This is a genomic window from Clostridium sp. AF19-22AC (assembly GCF_003479085.1).
Taxonomy (GTDB): domain Bacteria; phylum Bacillota; class Clostridia; order Lachnospirales; family Lachnospiraceae; genus Faecalicatena_A; species Faecalicatena_A orotica.
The window spans coordinates 221,145-241,132 of record NZ_QUGN01000007.1 but is presented as its reverse complement, the minus strand read 5'-3'; the positions used below and the strand labels follow the sequence as shown (position 1 = coordinate 241,132).

Here is a 19,988-nt window from a genome sequence, read left to right as displayed (position 1 = left end):
TTTTTCATTTAACTATTGACATTTATTAGCTGGACTTCTTTGTTTTACATGTTTCTCCTTCCTTCAAACACCATAGCAGCTTTATACAAAAAGGGACTTATCCTTTTCTCCAAGATAAGCCTCCTTGCTGTATTCTCAATTTTCTCTTTCTTTTTTGTTTCCGGTTTATTTAATAACTTGATTTTAGCATAAAGAAATAATAAAATGAAATTATATTATTTTATAGCCCGATAAGTTCAGATTATAGAGAATACTGTCAGAATATTCAGAAAGGTGGGAATTATGTTAGACTTGAAACTCGATACTTTTCTTGTACTGTGCGAAACGAGAAATTACACACAGACAGCCAGTATTTTGAACATCACCCAGCCAGCCGTCACCCAGCATATCCAGCATCTGGAAAGCTGTTATCAGACAAAGCTGCTCTATTATGATGAAAAAAGGAAACTCCAGCTCACAGAACACGGCAGATTACTGCAGGCTTTTGCCCAGACGGTCAAAGAAGGATCACTTGATATCGCAGAGCGCCTGAAGTCTCCGCCGCAGGAGCCGGAAGAGATAAGAATCGGTACAATCGTCACCACAGGGGAATCACTCGTCCCCCACATGGTCGCAGAATACCTGCGCAAATATCCCGGCAAAAAAGTCAGTATGTACCTCGATGAAGCAGATGCCCTGCTTGTCCAGCTTCAAAACGGCCGCATCCACTTCTGTGTCACAGACCTCGCCTGCCCGCAGGATGAGTACGAGAGCGAGGAACTGTTTGAATCCGAAACAATTTGTGTCTGCTCCCCAGCCCATCCGCTGGCCGGTAAGGAGGTAAACTTTCACGAACTAAACGATTACCGGCTCGTCTTCCGTGAAAATGATACCTACTCCAAACATAATCTGATGAATATACTCCAGTCAAACAACCAGGATATCAACAATTTCCGCTCCTATGTGGAGATAGGGACCATCAATGCCGTCAAGAAATTAGTAATGGAAAATATCGGGATCTCTTTTATTTATCGTTTCGTAGTGCAGGATGACCTGAACCTGGGACGTCTCAGCCAGATACATATCCGCAGCTTTTCATCCCCGCGTGTATTCAGGCTTGCATGGATGAAAGACAGTTATTTTACACCGACCTGCCTTCAGTTTCTGGATATCTGCCGCCAATTGATCCGTTAGCACCTTAACCATTACTGCCCATCCCGAGCCTGCATACCGCACGCCCGTCTTTCGCATCCAGAAGAAGGGACGTACCGCTTCCTGAAACGTCAAATACCTTGATGATGTTGGACAGCTCCTTCTCTTCCGGCCACAATTCTAAAAATACATCCGGAAACTTCTTCAGGAGCCCGGGCTGGTAAAGCCTTGTCTTGCTGTTCTCATTGATCGCCCCGTAGTATACATCCGCTTCTACAAGGTCCTGGAACATATGGCTCCCATAGGATAATTCCGGCCGGTATCCGGCCTTGCTGTAAGCCACCTCACAGATGGCGATAAACTGGCTGATGTCCGCATAGACAACCGGGACCCCCAGTTCAGGGGATGATGTTCCGATGCGCCCCGGCACAAGCAGCATAAGTTTCTTATCTTCCTCCTCGTACCGCTGGTTGATCTGGCTGATCATCCGTCCCACATCCGGCTTCTTCGCATAAGGATATTCATAATATGCCTGCGGGTCCACCCATACAATCCGGTCCAGACTTTCCTTTTTCGACCTTCGCATGGAGGTCCGGCGCACGTCGAAAAGCAGTTCATTGTCAATCCCTTCCGGAATGACTACATTTTCTGATGCAGCTGTCTGCAGCGGGCGGCATTGCAGAAGGTTCACCTTCCAGACACCGGCTTCAGAATTCTTTACCGCGAATTCCACGTCAACCGGCCGTTCGTATTCTGCCTCAAGCATTTTTAGTATCTTTCGCATCATCCTGATAAACTCGTTATTCTCAACCAGACCCTGACAATCCGCAAAATATACCTTGCGGAACTGCCTTCTCTGGGACAGCATATATTCTGCATCCGAATCTCTGCTCAGAACGGTCTTCTTCTGCCAGTCTGTCATCTTCTGGATTACCATCTCAAGCGGCTTTGTCGTAAGTCTGTTCTGCGAGAAATCCAGAACATCCACCTGCCGCTGGGAAAACTTATGCCGTTCGGCTATCGTAGTCCGGATATTCGCCTGTGCACGGTCCAGACCCACCAGCCTCGGATAATCACCCGGTGTCCTTTCCACCGCCCTCGTCCCAAGTCCGACAACGATTCTGAGCATTCCCGCATCCGGGTTCATATGCTCCATCCATTTATAAGGATTGTAGGAACAGCCCATACCTGCTGCCACCGGAAAATAAAGGTCGCCATAGCGCTCCCCTTCCACTTTCTGTACAAGAAGCGCCATCTGCTCATCAACATCCAGAAGCTTCCGCTTTCTCCTGTATTCAATTGCAGAAGGATTCATCGTACTGGCATACACCTGCCGCACCGCATCCTCGAGCTCCTGAAGACGTTCCTCCTCAGTTCCCTGATTCATACAAAAAATCGATTCGTATTTCCCGGAAAATGCATTGCCGTACCCATCCTCCAGAAAACTGCTGGAACGTACGATAATTGGTGTATTGTCGTAATGCTGAAGCACGCCTTTTAGCTGCATACGCACATGTTCCGGGAATACCCCGTTTCTAAGCCTGCTTTTCAGTTCCTCTGCTTCTTTAAAATGCTCTTTCTCCCTCCGGTGCTTCTCACGGAGCTCCATACAGTCATTCTGCTCAAGAAATTTGCAGAATACATCTGATCCGATAAAATAAGAATGATGCGGTTCTATGAATTCCCCAAATTCCGGGAGACGCACCTTGATGAGCTTTCTGGCAACCAGAAGCCCGCATGCTTTCCCGCCGATCAGTCCGTCGCCTATGCGCCTTTCCCAGACTTTTCTGAAATCTTCCGGGGAAAAAAGCTTCAATATAAGCCGTTCCATCCTCGCTTCTGTCGTCATGAGGCTGTTACACACTATCTTCTTTTCATCTTCCGTCATCTCTTCTTTGTTCATCAGTTCTTCCCAGCCATTCATGTTCCATATCCCCCTTTTCATGATCTTCGGGGAGCAATCCCACATCTTATGCGACATTCTCCTTGTCCTGATTTCAGTGTAAAATAATCTGCTAAAAATAGCAAATACTTCAAAGTTATATCTTGTATAACCATTTGCTTATATGTTACCGTTCACCCCACGCGGGCGTGCACAGCCTGCCTCACTATGCCCTGTCATGGGGTTCGATCTCCAGGTCGGGGATGGCCATTTTCATGAACTCCGTCATACTCCTTGTCAGATATTTATTCTTGCGGTAGTACAGATAGACCTCCCTGACGGCTTCCGGGTCATCCACCTTATAATAGATGACATCGCGGTTCGGCGGCAGGCTCTTGACAACCGTATCGCTCACAAAAGAAGCCCCCATTCCGTATTCCGTCAGATGATATGTAGTCAGAAGCTGGTTCAGTTTCAGTGAAATGTTCAGCTGGACCCCCGCCCTGCTGCAGATGGCCTCCACCCTTTCCCTTGTATCATTATGTGCCCTCAGTACAATAAACGGTTCATCCTTGAATTTCCGGAGAGGCACTCCCGGGAATTCAGGCTGTAGGTGCAGGCCGCCCCGGATATCCTCCACAGTAAGCTGGTACTTTGTCGCCCTCTTATTGCTGTCGAAGGAAGACGGAACCGCAAGCAGCAGATGTTCTTCCATGAAAATCTTCTTCTCATAAATAGACTCATCCAGCAGATAATTATCAATAATAATATCCAGCTCCCCCGCAAAAAGCTTCTGCTCCAGAAGAGGGGTGTGCCCCTCAAACAGGCTGAGTTTCACATGTGGATAAGTCTCGCGGAATTTCGCAATAATCGGTGGAAATATGAAGGAAGAAAACAGATATGTGCCTCCCACAGACAAATGCCCTGTCTTCAATTCGTGCAGATTCCCCACATAATACGCGAACTCATCCTCCAGATCCATGATCTTCTCAGCCGTCTTAATATAACGCTTTCCACAGTCCGTCAGCTGGATCGGCGTCGTACTCCTGTCAAACAGGGGCATCCCCACTTTACTCTCTACTTTCTTTATCATAGCACTTAAAGCTGGCTGGGAGATATACAGATTCTCTGCCGCCTTTGAAAAACTGCGCTCTTTATAAACCTCATAAACATAATTCATACCGCTGAACATGTCGTTCCTCCAATCCCCATAACCATTTAGTTATAATAACTATATAAATATAAATATTTGTTTTTATTTTATGATATTTCTATAATAAAAGCAAGAACTAAGAGATCTGTCGTTATAGTTCACTTACAAGGAGGAGATTTATGAAACCAATCGCAGATTATTCAAGCGAAGACCTGAGCGCACTTCTCAACGACCTGGAAGTACAATATAAAGAAGCCCAGGCACAGAACCTGAAACTGAACATGGCAAGAGGTAAACCGGCAACCACACAGCTTAACTTAAGCAACGCACTGCTGGATAAAATGGAGAGTTACACACTGGCTGACGGAACAGACGCCAGAAACTATGGTATCCTCGATGGAATCCCGGAATGCAAAAAACTGTTTGGTGAACTTCTCGGGATCAATCCTGACCAGATTATTATAGGTGGAAACGCCAGCTTAAACGTGATGTTTGATACGCTCAGCTTTTTGTGCCTTTTCGGTACAGGCGGATGCGAACCCTGGATTTATTCCAAGCACAATGGAAATCCTGTCAAGTTCCTGTGCCCGGTACCCGGATATGACCGCCACTTCACAATCTGTGAAGAACTCGGAATCGAAATGATCACGGTTCCTTTAAACGAAGACGGACCTGATATGGATATTGTAAAAAAACTTGTAAGCGAAGACGAATCCATCAAAGGTATCTGGTGTGTTCCGCTTCATTCCAATCCGCAGGGCGTATGCTACAGTGACGAAGTTGTAGAACAGCTTGCCTCTATGGAGACAGCAGCAAAAGACTTCCGCATCTTCTGGGATAATGCATACGGTGTTCATCATATATACGAAGATGTTGCTTTAAAGGATATCATTAAAGAGTGTGAGAAATGCGGCAACCCGGACAGAGTATACTACTTCTTCTCCACTTCCAAGATCAGCTTCCCCGGAGCAGGAATCGCACTTGTTGCATCCAGCCCGGCAAACATAAAGGAGCTGAAGGGACACATGTCCGCACAGACCATCGGACACGACAAGTTAAACCAGCTCCGCCACGTACAGTTCTTCAAGACCCCGGAAAACATCAGGGCACATATGAAGAAACTCGCGGAAGAGTTAAAGCCGAAATTCGACATGGTTTTAGATAAGCTGGACGAAACACTTTCAGGCAGCGGCCTTGCATCCTGGAGTAATCCGAAGGGAGGATATTTCGTATCACTTGATACGCTTCCCGGATGTGCAAAACGTACAGTTGAACTCGCAAAGAATGCCGGAGTGACACTGACAGGAGCCGGAGCTACATATCCATACGGAAAAGATCCAAAAGACAGCAACATCCGTATCGCACCGACTTATCCTACTATCGATGAGCTGGAAAAAGCAATGGATATCTTTACCTTATGTGTAAAAATCGCCGGAATCGAGAAACTATTAGAGAAATAAGATCAAAAAGTAAAACGATTTAATAAAAACCAAAATGATTGCCACCTCTCATTTAATGCCTGCCACATTAAATGAACTAAGTTTTAAAGTATCAACTGAAGTTTTTAATGAAGCAATAAAAATATTCAATAATAAAGGAGAATTTATTATGGGACAGTATAATCCTTATGACAACGTTTTAAAGGTAGTAAAAGAAGCGGCTGATATCCTCGGATATTCAGACAGCGACATCGAAGCAATTAAATATCCTGAGAGAGAATTGAAAGTTGCAATCCCGGTTCGTATGGACGACGGAACCACACATGTATTCGAAGGATACCGTATCCAGCACTCTACATCAAGAGGTCCTGCAAAGGGCGGAATCCGTTTCCATCCGGCTGTAAACCTGGACGAAGTAAAAGCACTTGCAGCCTGGATGACATTCAAGTGTGCGGTTGTTAATATTCCTTACGGCGGCGGCAAGGGTGGTGTTGTCTGCGATCCTAACCAGCTGTCAGAGAACGAAATCCGCGCAATCACAAGAAGATTCACTGCCGCTATCGCTCCCCTGATCGGGCCAGAGCAGGATATCCCGGCTCCTGATGTAGGAACGAACGCAGCAGTTATGGGCTGGATGATGGACACATACAGCATGTTAAAAGGACACTGTGTACACGGTGTTGTTACAGGTAAGCCAATCGAACTGGGCGGCGCTCTCGGACGTAACGAAGCAACAGGACGTGGTGTTATGTTCACAACCAAGAATATCCTGAAAAAACTCGGCTTAGATCCAAACGGAACAACAGTCGCTATCCAGGGTATGGGAAATGTAGGAAGCATCACAGCAAAACTGCTCCACAAAGAAGGCATGAAAGTTGTGGCAGTCAGCGATGTATCCGGCGGTATCTACAATCCGAACGGCCTGAATATCCCAGCTATCCTTGAATACCTCTCCAAAGACCGCAGAAACCTCTTAAGCGGATATGAAGAAGAAGGCATGACACGTCTCAGCAACGCAGAACTGCTTGAGCTTGACGTAAAAGTACTTGTACCGGCTGCATTAGAGAACCAGATTAACGGCTCCAATGCTGACAACATCAAAGCAGACATTATTGTAGAGGCTGCCAACGGACCAATCGCTGCTGAAGCTGACGATGTACTCAACGCAAAAGGTATCATCGTAGTACCTGACATCCTCGCAAACGCAGGTGGTGTTGTTGTTTCCTACTTCGAGTGGGTACAGAACATCCAGTCAGTAAGCTGGACAGAAGAAACTGTCAACGAAAAGCTGAAAAACATTATGGACCCTGCTTTCGATGCAGTATGGAACATTGCCGACCAGCAGCACACAACACTGCGTACAGGCGCTTACCTGATCGCTGTAAAACGTGTTGTAGATGCAAAGAAAGCAAGAGCTATCTGGCCATAAGATCAGGCTTCACAAAGCATAAACCACCAATTATCTTTCCTAAAGTTTAAATAGAAAACGGCTCCGGGTTTTTCCGGGGCCGTTTTCTGTTATCCTTTCTTCTGTAACATTCTCTTAATCCTGCTGTTCATAGTTTGTTCATTTATTATTCAAAAAGCTTTCATTTTCTCCTCATGTTTTCTTCATTTCTCTTGACTATACTAAATATATCAAATGAAGAACGAAAAAACTTCATTTGACAGCACATCCGACAACAAGTGCAATACTATTTGAATAAACTTTTTCATAATACATGCCGGGAGCCGCAAAAGCGACTACCCGGCATCCTCCCTTTTAAGGGCTTTTTCTGATATTCCGCTGTCATTTCCCTGTTATTCTTCATCTGCCTGCTTATACGTCAGATATATATCCTTACCGCTGATGTTTTTCCCACCGTCCGCCGCTGCTTTTACCGTGCAAATCCCGGTCAGCGCCAGCACGATCGCCAGTATGATAAGTATTGTTTTTTTATTCTGCTTTTTTACTCGTTTCAATGTTATATCGGGTAACTCTTTATGAACTTGCTTTAGATTTTTGTACTTCTTTTTCGGATTTTCACCGAGACACTTATCAATGATTCTAGATAATAGATATGTTTCTCTTCTTGTGAGGGTTATGTAATCCTCTGTCCGGGCGAGCATGAACTGTATCGTCTTCCCCAGATTATAAAAGTCTTCATCCGGCGCGGTATTTTCCACAGCAGAGGCCGGACTGAGAAAATGTTTCCTCATCGCAGGCATCTGCATGTTCTTGAAGACAAAGCCACTGCTCTTGGAGCTCAGGTCCAGCAGCATGATTTTTTCCTCTTCCGTGACAAGAATGCTGTAAGGATTCAGATACCGGTAACACTTCCCGTTTTGATACCTGTGGTATTTCTCCAGTTCACACACCAGCTGCTTAAACCATTTAAATAGCTGTTCCTTCGTGATGCCCCCGCTGTCTCCCAGCCTTTGAATGAGCAGCCGGCCCCGCTCACAATCCATACTGGCCCTGCATTTTCCCCCATGCTCCACAAATTTTAAAACATCATAACTTTCTGCTGTTATCAACAAAACTCCTTTCCGCAGCTTAAACAATACAGTCGAAAACGTTATCAGAAATGATACCGAACTTAAACATGAAATGACAGATAAACCAGATCTATCAGAATATCTGTATCTTACCCGATTTATATAAAAAATGCAAGCACTTTCGCGCCTGCATTTTTAACTTATATTTCCACTTAATTCATTCCGTTCTGTATGTCTTCCAGCTTATCCAGTGCTGCTTCGACAACCTTGTCCATATCGTAATACTTATAGCCGCCGAGCCGTCCCCCGAAGATGACATTTTCTTCTTTCTCTGCCAGTTCCCTGTACTGCTCGTAAAGCTTCATATTCTTCTCGTCATTGACCGGATAGTAGGGTTCCATGCCCACTTTCCATTCCGAAGAATATTCTCTGGAAATGACGGTCTTTTCCTGCTTTCCAAACTCAAAGTGCTTGTGTTCAATAATTCTGGTGTACGGCACTTCCCTCTCCGTATAGTTTACGACAGCGTTACCCTGATAATTATCGCAGTCAAGTATTTCTGTCTCAAATCTTACGGAACGGTACTCAAGAGCCCCGAGCTGATAGCCAAAGTACTCATCGATCATTCCTGTAAAGATGGTAGTACCGGCAATATCCGGATTTTCTTTTCTGAATTCAAAGAAATCGACCCCGGTCCTTACCTCGATTCCTTCCAGCATCTTCTCCACAACTGCCGTGTAGCCGCCGATCGGGATTCCCTGGTATCTGTCATTAAAGTAATTATTATCATACGTGTACCTGAACGGAAGACGCTTGATGATAAACGCCGGGAGCTCTTTACAGTCTCTCCCCCACTGCTTCTCGGTGTAGCCTTTAATCAGCTTCTCATATACATCGCGTCCGCCAAGGGAAAGCGCCTGCTCCTCCAGGTTCTGCGGCTCCGTGATCCCGGTCTCCACCACCTGCTTTGCAATCATGTCTTTTGCTTCCTGGGGAGTCCTGATTCCCCACATCTTACTGAATGTATTCATGTTGAATGGAAGATTATACAATTCATCTTTATAGATTGCAATTGGTGAGTTGATGTAGTTATTAAACTCTGCAAACTGGTTCATGTAATCCCAGATTCTTTTGCTGGATGTGTGGAAAATGTGTGCTCCATATTTGTGCACATGGATTCCCTCGATATCCTCGCAATATATATTACCTGCTATATGATCGCGCTTGTCGATCACAAGACACTTCTTCCCGCTTTTATTCAGTTCATGTGCCATTACCGCACCGTAAAGGCCTGAACCAACTATCAAATAATCATACTGATGCATTTCGCTGCCCTCCTAATATTGATTCCGCTTCCGGTCCTCTGGACCCGCCCTTCAGAACCTTTGTATTCCGAGCATTATTATAACATCAAAACGACATAATGTACATACATTGTATATAAATCCCCGCTATCAAATTTAGTCATTTTCACCATAGAGTTATTTTTTTCGTTTACAAATTGAGCATTATGCACTAAACTAGATATATGAGTTGTTTCCTTTCGAAGGAAGCATGACTGACAATAATAATGACACGGAGGTAACAGACATGAAAGGAAATGTAATAGTAGGACAATCAGGAGGCCCTACCGCCGCGATTAATTCAAGCCTTGCAGGCGTATACCGCACCGCAAAAGACCGCGGTGCCCAGAAAGTATATGGTATGCTGCATGGAATCCAGGGACTGATGCAGGAGAGGTATATCGACCTGTCAGAATATATCCAGACAGAACTGGATGCCGAGCTGCTTAAGAGGACACCGGCAGCTTTCCTCGGCTCCTGCCGCTATAAACTGCCGGAGATTCATGAGGATGGAACTGTATATGAAAAGATTTTTGCCATACTGAACAAGCTGAATATTGAAGCCTTTATTTATATCGGCGGCAACGATTCGATGGACACGATAAAGAAACTGTCCGATTACGCGATAGTGACAGGTCATCCAACACGCTTTATCGGCTGCCCGAAGACGATTGACAATGACCTCGCCCTCACCGACCATACACCGGGATTCGGAAGCGCTGCCAAGTACATCGGAACATCCGTGAAGGAAATCATCCGTGACAGCTTCTGTCTGGAATATGAGAAAGGACTTGTGTCTATTGTTGAGATCATGGGACGTAACGCCGGATGGCTCACAGGTGCCGCAGCTCTGGCAAAAGGTGAGGACTGCTCCGGGCCTGATCTGATCTATCTGCCGGAACTGCCTTTTGATATCGAGAAGTTTGGTGCAAAGGTCAGAGAGCTTCTGGCAAAGAAACCTTCTGTTGTAGTCGCAGTATCTGAGGGTATCCGTCTGGCGGACGGCCGTTACGTCTGCGAACTGGGACAGAGCATAGACTTTGTAGATGCATTTGGACATAAACAGCTCTCCGGTACTGCGAATTATCTGGCAAGCTATATCGCAGGAGAGATTGGCAGCAAGACCCGCGCAATTGAGCTGAGCAGCCTTCAGCGTTCTGCTTCCCACTGTGCTTCCCGTGTAGATATTCTGGAGGCATATCAGGTAGGCGGTGCCGCCGTAAAAGCGGCGGACGAGGGAGATTCCGGTAAAATGGTTGTCATCCAGAGACTGTCTGATGATCCATACCAGAGCGGAACCGAGGTAAAGGATGTACACAAGATTGCCAATGACGAGAAGCTTGTCCCGAGAGAGTGGGTCAACGAGGACGGCAGCTATGTAACAGATGAATTTGTAAATTATGTGCGCCCGCTGATTCAGGGCGACGTTTCACCTGTTATGGTAGACGGAATTCCGAGACACTTATTCCGCAATATATAAGAATTGTATCAGGCGGTTCCGGATTTTTTAACTTTTTTCCCGGAATCGCTTGACAAATGTCGAAATCTATTATATACTAAATTTCGCTGTGAACGAGTTATAGCAGCATGTGCGCGTAGCTCAGCTGGATAGAGCGTCTGGCTACGGACCAGAAGGTCGGGAGTTCGAATCTTCTCGCGCACGTTTGTATTGAGTCATTTGGGCTCTTTATTAAAGAAAAAGAAGATCCTATGGGATTCAGGGCTTTTAGCACTTGATCTTTCATGGGATTTTCTTATTTTAACGTTACGATTATAAATATCGTTGGAACTGTCCAGGACCATGAACAGCCAGAAGCAAGCCCATGAAAATCGCCTTTGGCGATGGAGCTTGCTTCTGGCTGTTCCACGTTTTCGTACCGAAAGCAGACCGTGCTCTTTTCTCTTCTTTAGAAAAACCGTTTTTCAAACATCTCCGGAACGATAGGCTGCCCGAAATAGAACCCCTGTATCAGATCGAGCCCGATGTCTTTTACAATATCGTACTCTTCCGACGTCTCTACCCCTTCCATGCAGACCTGTTTTCCGACATTATGGCACAACTCTGTAATAGAGCGGATAAATGTCGCCGTAAATACATCGGAAGTCAGTCCCTTTACAAATCCTCTGTCTATCTTCACAATATCTGCCGGTGTATTCTTCAACTCAAACAGAGACGAATACCCAACACCAAAATCATCCATTGCAACCTGTATGCCTTTTTCCTGAAGGCTTTGCAGCATATCATGCACAGTTCCATCCTGTTCAATCAGATATGTCTCTGTGAGCTCCAGAGTGATGTTCTCGTATGGTACACCGAGCACCTCCAGTGTTTCTTCAACGAATATGATAAAATCTTCCTCCAGAAGCTGGAGGTAAGACAGATTGATGCTCATGTGGAAATCCGGTTTCAGCTTTCTCCATTCACGGCATTGTTCCACTGCCCTTCGGAAAATCCACTTGCCCACCTGAATGATCATACCACTCTGCTCCAGAATCGGGATGAATTCCAACGGGGAGACCTGTCCAAAGGACGTACAGTTCCATCTGGCCAGCGCTTCTGCACCGTACAGGGCTTTAGTCGCGGAATCCACCTGCGGCTGGTACCTGACAGAAAACCCGGCGCACTCCCGCTCCATGCTTTCTCTGAGCAGTTCGGTCATTTCCAGTTTTCTTTCCTTCTGCTGTAATATCCGGGGTGTAAATACCGTTATTTTATTTTTCCCCATAGATTTCGATGTCTCCAGAGAATAATTGGCATATTTCAGCAATTCCTGATAATTCTCTGAATCTCTCGGACTGATAACATACCCGCCTGAAATGGTGCAATAATACTTTCTTCCATTATAATCCTGCTGCTTCTGGAACTTCTGCTGGATACGGTTAAAAATCTCCAGGGCTTCTTCTTCATTTCCATTCAGAATCAGAATGCCAAATTCATCCCCGTCGAGACGGTATACTTTTGCATTATAAGGAAGAACAGCTGCTATCTTCTGCGCTGTCACCCTGAGAATCTCATCACCGAAAGAACGGTTGTACAGATCATTAATATTGCGGAAACTGTCCATATCAAGAATCATAATACCAAGCTCTTTTGTGCCTTTGCCATCTACAAGATACTTCTTTGCATCCCCTTCGAATTCAAAGCGGTTATATAGTCCTGTCATATGGTCAATCTGGTCCCGGCGCCCCAGATTCGTGATCATGCCTGCAAACAGATTCGGTGCCCCCTGTTCATCGCGTATCATCCTGCCGCGGCAGCGCAGCCAGATCCACTCTCCTCTGACGTTGCGAGCCCTGTATTCTATATCATGGTACTCTGTCCTTCCGTCCGCGATTTCCTGATTGCTTTCAAGAAACCCCTGTTCATCATGAGGATGGATAATCGTCCCCCAAAAGGCCGCTGCATTCTCGACAATCTGTCCCGGCAGTCCGAATTCCTCCACCATCGCCGGCGGATACCGGAAGATTCCCGTCTTCATACTCCCGACAAAAATATAGTCATCCGTGCTGCTTACAAGCGCATCATAGAGATGCTCCTTATCATACTCGAAATTGCGGATCCCGGAAATGCGTTCCTGCTGCTCTTCCAGTTTCTGTTTTGCCCGCATGATATGGTAACTGCGTTTCTGGATATACATCTTGGAATCAGCCTTCGCAATCACATCAGAAACCGTATACATTTCTTCCGGATATATCTCCATGAGGCCATAGGAAAAGGAAACATCATAGAATATCCCATTCCCAGTCCTCTTCTCCTCTAAATCCGACAGAATCATCTTCATCCGGCTGTCTGCGTTTTTCTGGTCCTCGTCATAGAATGCCATCACAAACTCATCACCGCTCAGCCGGAAAACCAGATCATATGCTGCCAGCTGCCGTGTCATTGACGATGCTGCATAGCGAAGCATGTGGTCGCCTTCTCTGTGCCCGAATCTGTCATTCACCTGTTTCAGTTCATTGATATCACAGAGTGCTACAACAAGCATCTTCTTCTCGGACTTAGCTTTTTCAAGAAGTCCTTCCAGATATTCTTTCCCCGCCCTGCGGTTGAGTACCTTGGTCAGATCATCGTAGTTCGCTCTTTCCAGAAGAAGTCTGTATTCCTCTGAATTCTTCACATCCTGCATCTTAATGACCCCTTTTTAAGTCTATCCCCGGAACCTTTCTGCCTGCGCATTGATTAATTCCTGGTCCTCAAAATAATTAATTTTCATGGCTTCCTTTACATCTTTCAATGTCTGGGCCGCTACGCTCTCAGCTTTTTCGCTGCCCTTCTTCAGTATCTCATATACATACGGGATATCCTTCTGATATTCTTTTCTTCTCTTTCTGATCGGCTCTAATTCCGCCTGAAGAACGTTGTTCAGGAAACGCTTCACCTTCATATCACCGAGGCCGCCACGCTGATAGTGTGCCTTCAATTCATCCAGATTCGCATAATCAGGCAGGAATTCCTCAAAATATTCCGGTCTGCAGAATGCATCCAGATAGGTAAACACTGTATTCCCCTCCAGTTTTCCCGGATCCTCAATCTTAATATGGGTTGGATCCGTAAACATACTGAATACTTTCTGCTTAATCTCATCCGGCTCCTCTGAGAGATAGATGCAGTTGTTCAGTGACTTGCTCATCTTTGCTTTCCCGTCAGTCCCCGGAAGCCTTAAGCATGCCGTATTCTCCGGAAGCAGGATATCCGGCTCCACAAGAGTATCGCCATAAATCGAATTAAACTTTCTTACAATCTCCTTCGTCTGCTCCAGCATCGGCAGCTGATCCTCACCAACCGGCACGGTATTTGCCTTGAAAGCAGTGATATCTGCCGCCTGGCTGATCGGATATGTGAAGAATCCGACCGGGATGCTTGCTTCAAAATTCCTCATCTGAATCTCCGACTTCACCGTAGGGTTACGCTGCAGTCTGGATACAGTTACCAGATTCATATAGTAAAAAGACAACTCACAGAGCTCCGGAATCTGTGACTGGATAAACAATGTTGACTTCTCCGGATCCAGTCCGCATGCAAGGTAGTCCAGAGCCACCTCAATAATATTCTGGCGGACCTTTTCCGGATTATCCGCATTATCAGTCAGCGCCTGTGCATCAGCTATCATAATAAATATATCTTCAAACTCTCCTGTATTCTGCAGCTCCACTCTTCGTTTCAAAGAGCCCACATAATGCCCCACATGCAGTCTTCCAGTAGGTCTGTCACCTGTTAACATAATCTTTCCCATGATATATAATGTTCCTCCTAATCCATTTCTCGTAATCTGCTCACATTATACCACTAACCCCGCTTATTTGGCTACTACATAAACAGAAAAATGGGGCCAGGCAGTACAAAATGCGTTACTGTGCATGCCGTGCACAGCAGCCAAAATGCTAAAAGAGCGGGAGGCTCCCGGGCGGGTGTCTCTCGCTCTCTTCAAACTTCACTGTTCTTTCAAACCGCCTGACGGATACAGCCTACTTCAGCCAAAAAGCCGTCTGGCGGGATAGTTTCGGTACTTTTTTCCCATGTGTCACATAGACAAACTGGTATAGCGTATATGCCATTAAAAATGCTGCCATGACATCTATTACAGAATGCTGTTTTAAAAACATAGTCGCAAGGATAATCAAACCCGCCAGAATATAGGCACTCCATGAAATAATCTTATGTCTGCGCAGCGCCTTGCTGTTGTAGATTGCGATACATGCGCCTATAGAGTTAAATACATGAAGGCTGGGCATAACATTTGTAGGGGTGTCAGCCCGGTAAAGCATTCTTACCATGTCTACAAATACATTGTCACGCGCAAAAAACATGGGTCTCAAGTGCAGTCCATTCGGCATAAGCGTTGATATAATCAAGAAAATCGTCATTCCCGTAAACATCAGCTTTGCCATCTTATAAAACCCTTCTACGTCGGTAAAGAAAAAGTAAAGGAATACGGCGGCAATAAATACAAACCATAATAAATACGGAACAATGAAATATTCTATAAATGGTATCTTATCGTCAATCACAGAATGAATTACGTGATAGTTACTTGTTACGTGCTTCTCCAGATACATGAACCAGGGCATATAAATCAAAATGTACATAAATACCCAGGCATGTTTATATTTTTTAATGAAGGCTGCCGCCTTGCTTTTCATGTTCATACCGAACGCTCCCTTTTTGCCGAATGCTTATACTGAATCCCTCTAACTTGCCCCGATTATAGCACGAATTTCTGTGGACAACAACACTGTTCATAAAACCTTAACAAAATCTTTTGAATTTACACACTCTGCCGGCCGTTTCCTTCGAAAATATACATATCAAACCGCCGCTCTGCTTCTTCCGCCTCCTGCGCCGTTTTCAGTGTCCACACCGCCACCGGCGAAAGAAACAGGTGCTGTATGAGCCACAGGCTCAGGTTATGGCTGTCTTGTAATTTGTATGAAATAAAGTCAGGTCTTGTGTAACAATTACTTAACAAATATTTTACGCAAAAACGAAGCAGATAATGCGGGCTCCTGTCACTTTTCACCAAATTTGAAGAAAGCTGCCCTCTAAGGACCTTCGGACGGTGTTTCTTATACCAGTGGATTACAAGGGAATTAAAGGACTGGATCAGGAAGGCTCCTTTGTAATCCGCCAGTTCCTCCGACAGTCTGGCACAGATCTTTGTGTCCTGTGTTGGGAGCTTTACTTCGATCAAAAGCGGAACTCTGCCGTCTACATATTTCAAAACGCTCGAAAAAAGCGGAATCCGTTCCGAAGTCCCGCTCAGGTAACAGCTTTTCAGTTCTTCGTAGGTCATGTCTTCCACTTTTCCTGATCTTTTACATACCCGCTTCAGTGTGTCATCGTGGAAGACAACTAATTTTTCGTCTCTGGTCAGGTGCACGTCCAGTTCAATCCCAAACCCTTCCTTTACCGCCATCCGGAATGCCTTCATAGAATTTTCAGGTATTCCTTTTTCAATGCAGTGAAGCCCTCTGTGGGCCCAGTGTGTTCCCAGAAAAGGCTTCATCAGTCCGCGCTGTGTCATCCGCGGTGCTATCATAAATAAGTATAAATATACGATCACAACTGCTGTAATAATTCCAGCCATAATGCGTTCCTTCTTTCAGGCTGATATAACTCTGATCTGCTCTTTTAAAAGTTCAGCCTTGATTTCTTTCCTTAAAAATACAGGCTCACCATCCGTGTGGACTGGCAGCGCACGTTCCATCTTCACGCACACCTTTTTGCACTGCATGACAGATATTCCCGGGAAATGCACATGCCACCCTTTATATGCGGTGGGAAGCAGCAGGAGTACGGCCAGTTTCGGCAGGTTGGATATGATGATCACGTCCAGCTGCCTGTCGCTGCTTCTGGCATCCGGGCAAAAATAAAATCCCCCGCCTTCATAAGGATTATTCATAGCGGCAATAAAATATACCTTCTTATACTGCTTCGTCACACCATCATCCAGCGTCACTTCCGCCTTCACCGGCTTATCATGGAACAAGCGGTTCAGCGCAATCCCCACATAGGTGAGCTTTCCAAGCTTCAGGCGGTTCAGCAGCACCTTCAGCTTAGAAACGGCTGCCTGGTGGCAGATTGCCGCATCGAAGCCAATACCCGTGCTCACAGCAAATCTGCGCTCTTTTCCGGCGCGTGTCAGAAGACCTACGTCCATCTTCTTTATTTCCCCGGGATTCAGTATCACTTCCAACGCCTTTCGCGGGTCCTTCGGAAGCTTCATCCCCCTCGCAAAATCATTGCTTGATCCAGTTGGGATATAACCAAGGGTCACCTTGCTGATATCGCAGATTCCGTTAATTACCTCATTAACCGTGCCATCCCCGCCGAGCACTGCCAGTATATGTTCCTCACGGTCAGCCGTAAGCTCTCTGACCAGTTTCATGGCATGCCCCGGATAATCCGTGCGCAGGCATTCATATTCTACCTGTCTTTTTATCAGTTCAGGCTCTATGGTTTCCCATATCATGCCGCCCATGCCGGAACGTGAATTTGGATTCAATATAAATGTATATTTCATCATCTGTACCCCTTTGCAGTTATCCTTTCATTAAGAAACCGTGCTGTCCAGATACTTCCCTAGAGAACGGCGCATATTTCCCTCAAAATCAGCCTCACCGTTCCTCAGGCACCATTCAAATACATTGCCAATTACAATCATGCGGATATCCGTAGTAAACTCCTCAATGCGCACGTTTATCTGAATGATCCCTTCCCGTATTGCTTTCTCTACATATGTCTGCACCGTAACTATCGGATATGGCCGCTCCGTGCGGATTGCAGGGTTGAGGGCCTGGTTCTTCGTGTCATAATAGCCGGATATGAATTCCACCCCCAGCTCCCTGCAATACTCCACATAGTTCAGATATACATGAATAATAGCAATCTTAGCCTCATCTGCATTCTTCGGCAGATCAAGCAGGTCCGGGTTGATATTCGGCTGATCCTCTATATAATAGGAAAGCAGGTCATCTTTTGTCTTAAAGTGATGGTAAAAACTACCGTTAGAAACGCCTGCCTCTTCACAAATGTTCTTTATAGAAAGCTCCTCATATCCGTTCTTCTGCAAAATACGTTTGGCCGCCCTGAAGATACGTTCCTTCGTCTCTTTAGACTTCTGCTGCTGTCTGGATAACTCCGTTTTATCGCCCATAGCTGTACACTCCTTTTATGTTGTGCCATACAGTCTTAACCGTTCCTCATAATACCCCTTCAAGTTATTACAGCAATTGTACCATAAATCAATACGGGTTTCAAGAAAACAGAGCGGACTCTAAATTAAAGTACATATCTCCTGTATGCCTCAAAGGCCGACGGAATGGAGTATTTTTCTTCAATTTCGTCTTTCCGGGCAAATATCATTTCTTCACTGCAGTTTTTTTCCAATTCATCCACCTTAATCTCATATCCGATCATATGCCACTCTACATGGCTGAATATATGCTTGGCACTCTCTGCCTTTTTAATCTGGATCGGAGCAAGTCCGATGGAATTACTATATTCTATGACCTGTTTTCTCGTAAGATGTCCCTCCACATTGGGAAGTTCATATAATCCCGCAAGAAGCCCCTTTCCGGGACGCTTCTTAATGGCGAGTGTATCCCCGTCTTTCAGAATCAGGACTGTTCTCTTCTCAATCCTCCTGGCCTTTGCCTTTGTCCTTACAGGCAGTTCTGTCTCAATCCCTTGCTCATGGGCCTGACAGAGATGTGAAAGAGGACACTGTTCACACTTAGGCTCTCCGTTTGGCACACACACGATGGCACCCAGTTCGATCAGCCCCTGATTAAAGTCTCCCGGTGCGCCTGGTGGAATCACTTCTTCCAACTCTTTCTCTATACCAGTCTTCACACTCGCTCTCATAATGTCATCTTCCCTTGCAAGAAGACGCGATACGACCCGCAGCACGTTTCCGTCAACAGCCGGCTTCGGCACTCCATAGGCAAAGGAGCTGATGGCACCTGCCGTGTAGCTTCCAATACCTGCAAGCGACCGGATCTCCTCATAACTTTCAGGGAATTTCCCGTGAAAATCTGTCATTATCTGTTGGGCTGCTTTCTGCATGTTCCTGACACGGTTATAATAACCAAGTCCTTCCCAGAGCTTAAGCAGCTTATCCTCGTGAACCTCCGCCAGATCTTTCACTGTCGGCAGTTCCTTTAAAAACCTCTCAAAATACGGCTTCACCGCCTCCACACGGGTCTGCTGGAGCATAATTTCAGAAACCCATACACGGTATGCACTTATATCATGCCGCCACGGAAGGTCGCGCTTGCTGCTTCTGTACCATTCCACCAGCGGGAGTGCAGCCTCTTTTAAGAGCGGATTCCCCAGCACAACAGGCACTGGTTGATCCAGTTCGATGCTCTCCGGGGTCACTATACTGTCATAGGCAAGCACTTTGACACCAGAAGCCCTTGCTTTCTTCAAAGCCTCCCCGAAAGCGGGATGCGTATCCATATTCGGGGTAAAATAGCGGATCGGCTTCATCTGGATCACAAATATAATATAAGCCTCATACCCTTCTTTTACAGCAAGACACAATTCCTCAACATGTTTGACCGCCCGCTCACTCGGGGCATCCGGGAAACGTGCCACACCGTCTTCTTCCAGCGTTACTCCCTTTACCTCGATAAAGATTTTTCTTTCCCCGGATTCCACATACAGGTCAAATCTGGAATTGCCGTATGTTGTCTCCGGCCTTACATATGGCTTCTCACCGAAGAGATTCCCTTTTTCTATGTATTCCTGAACGACCCGGTTCGGAATCTGGGAATCCATATTCACAAGAATATCTCCTTTTTCTACGGCAATCAGGTCCCACTGCGTCTTCCGCTCAGGGTTATCACTCTTCTGTACATAAACAGGTGCCAAAGGCTTCAGAAGTTCTGCGCATCGCCCAGTGTTCTTAACATGGATCGTTTCCTTCTTTCCGCCAATCTCCGCATATGCAATAAACCGGTTCGGGCGTTCCAGAAATACAGCCTTATCTATTCTTTCATATCTCATATATCCTATCTTAGTCCTTTTCCTATCATTTATCTGTTATGAAATAAGTTTA

Annotated in this window: 15 protein-coding genes and 1 tRNA gene; 5 read left to right on the top strand and 11 right to left on the bottom strand. The window is 45.7% G+C overall.

Annotated features, from left to right (window positions below):
* The first annotated feature begins 282 nt into the window (after positions 1-282).
* Complete coding sequence (locus tag DWX43_RS10710; protein WP_118620265.1) at positions 283-1,173, top strand: LysR family transcriptional regulator; 891 nt, start codon at positions 283-285, stop codon at positions 1,171-1,173.
* 4 nt (positions 1,174-1,177) lie between these two features.
* Here DWX43_RS10710 and DWX43_RS10705 read toward each other — a convergent pair whose 3' ends face one another.
* Positions 1,178-3,055, bottom strand: coding sequence for a PEP/pyruvate-binding domain-containing protein (locus tag DWX43_RS10705; RefSeq protein ID WP_118620275.1), 1,878 nt, complete (start codon positions 3,053-3,055; stop codon positions 1,178-1,180).
* A gap of 184 nt (positions 3,056-3,239) precedes the next feature.
* The gene (locus DWX43_RS10700; protein ID WP_109732366.1) at positions 3,240-4,205 is read right to left on the bottom strand and encodes a LysR family transcriptional regulator; all 966 of its coding nucleotides are present in this window, start codon (positions 4,203-4,205) and stop codon (positions 3,240-3,242) included.
* 140 nt (positions 4,206-4,345) lie between these two features.
* Between DWX43_RS10700 and DWX43_RS10695 the strand changes: the two genes are divergently transcribed.
* Positions 4,346-5,626, top strand: coding sequence for an aminotransferase class I/II-fold pyridoxal phosphate-dependent enzyme (locus DWX43_RS10695; protein WP_109732365.1), 1,281 nt, complete (start codon positions 4,346-4,348; stop codon positions 5,624-5,626).
* A gap of 148 nt (positions 5,627-5,774) precedes the next feature.
* Positions 5,775-7,034, top strand: coding sequence for a Glu/Leu/Phe/Val dehydrogenase (locus DWX43_RS10690; RefSeq protein WP_243099291.1), 1,260 nt, complete (start codon positions 5,775-5,777; stop codon positions 7,032-7,034).
* Positions 7,035-7,405: 371 nt separating this feature from the next.
* Here the strand turns inward: DWX43_RS10690 and DWX43_RS10685 are convergent, their stop codons facing one another.
* Both DWX43_RS10685 and glf read right to left on the bottom strand, forming a co-directional pair.
* Complete coding sequence (locus tag DWX43_RS10685) at positions 7,406-8,122, bottom strand: hypothetical protein (RefSeq protein ID WP_118620264.1); 717 nt, start codon at positions 8,120-8,122, stop codon at positions 7,406-7,408.
* A 173-nt stretch (positions 8,123-8,295) separates the two neighbouring features.
* Positions 8,296-9,408: a UDP-galactopyranose mutase gene (glf, locus tag DWX43_RS10680; protein WP_118620263.1), complete on the bottom strand. Its 1,113-nt coding sequence runs from the start codon at positions 9,406-9,408 to the stop codon at positions 8,296-8,298.
* A 265-nt stretch (positions 9,409-9,673) separates the two neighbouring features.
* On the opposite strand from glf, the gene DWX43_RS10675 reads away from it, so the two are divergent.
* Together DWX43_RS10675 and DWX43_RS10670 are read left to right on the top strand one after the other, a co-directional pair.
* The gene (locus DWX43_RS10675) at positions 9,674-10,906 is read left to right on the top strand and encodes a 6-phosphofructokinase (RefSeq protein ID WP_109732360.1); all 1,233 of its coding nucleotides are present in this window, start codon (positions 9,674-9,676) and stop codon (positions 10,904-10,906) included.
* A 109-nt stretch (positions 10,907-11,015) separates the two neighbouring features.
* Positions 11,016-11,089, top strand: a tRNA-Arg gene (locus DWX43_RS10670).
* Positions 11,090-11,333: 244 nt separating this feature from the next.
* Here the strand turns inward: DWX43_RS10670 and DWX43_RS10665 are convergent.
* From DWX43_RS10665 to mutY, 7 genes are all read right to left on the bottom strand, one after another.
* Entirely contained in the window at positions 11,334-13,553 is a 2,220-nt protein-coding gene (locus tag DWX43_RS10665) for a diguanylate cyclase (RefSeq protein ID WP_109732359.1), read from the bottom strand.
* A 21-nt stretch (positions 13,554-13,574) separates the two neighbouring features.
* Positions 13,575-14,660 (bottom strand): tryptophan--tRNA ligase, encoded by a 1,086-nt coding sequence (gene trpS / locus DWX43_RS10660; protein WP_109732358.1) that lies wholly within the window; start codon positions 14,658-14,660, stop codon positions 13,575-13,577.
* Between the two features lie 232 nt (positions 14,661-14,892).
* A complete protein-coding gene (locus DWX43_RS10655; protein ID WP_109732357.1) occupies positions 14,893-15,573 on the bottom strand; it encodes a phosphatase PAP2 family protein in 681 nt (226 codons plus the stop codon).
* 119 nt (positions 15,574-15,692) lie between these two features.
* On the bottom strand, positions 15,693-16,511 hold the full coding sequence (locus tag DWX43_RS10650) for a glycerophosphodiester phosphodiesterase family protein (RefSeq protein ID WP_118620262.1): 819 nt from the start codon (positions 16,509-16,511) through the stop codon (positions 15,693-15,695).
* Between the two features lie 15 nt (positions 16,512-16,526).
* The gene (locus tag DWX43_RS10645; protein ID WP_330582240.1) at positions 16,527-17,450 is read right to left on the bottom strand and encodes a diacylglycerol kinase family protein; all 924 of its coding nucleotides are present in this window, start codon (positions 17,448-17,450) and stop codon (positions 16,527-16,529) included.
* A gap of 27 nt (positions 17,451-17,477) precedes the next feature.
* The gene (locus DWX43_RS10640; RefSeq protein WP_109732301.1) at positions 17,478-18,080 is read right to left on the bottom strand and encodes a TetR/AcrR family transcriptional regulator; all 603 of its coding nucleotides are present in this window, start codon (positions 18,078-18,080) and stop codon (positions 17,478-17,480) included.
* 125 nt (positions 18,081-18,205) lie between these two features.
* Positions 18,206-19,936, bottom strand: a complete 1,731-nt coding sequence (gene mutY / locus DWX43_RS10635) for an A/G-specific adenine glycosylase (RefSeq protein WP_118620260.1) — start codon at positions 19,934-19,936, stop codon at positions 18,206-18,208.
* Positions 19,937-19,988 lie beyond the last annotated feature (52 nt).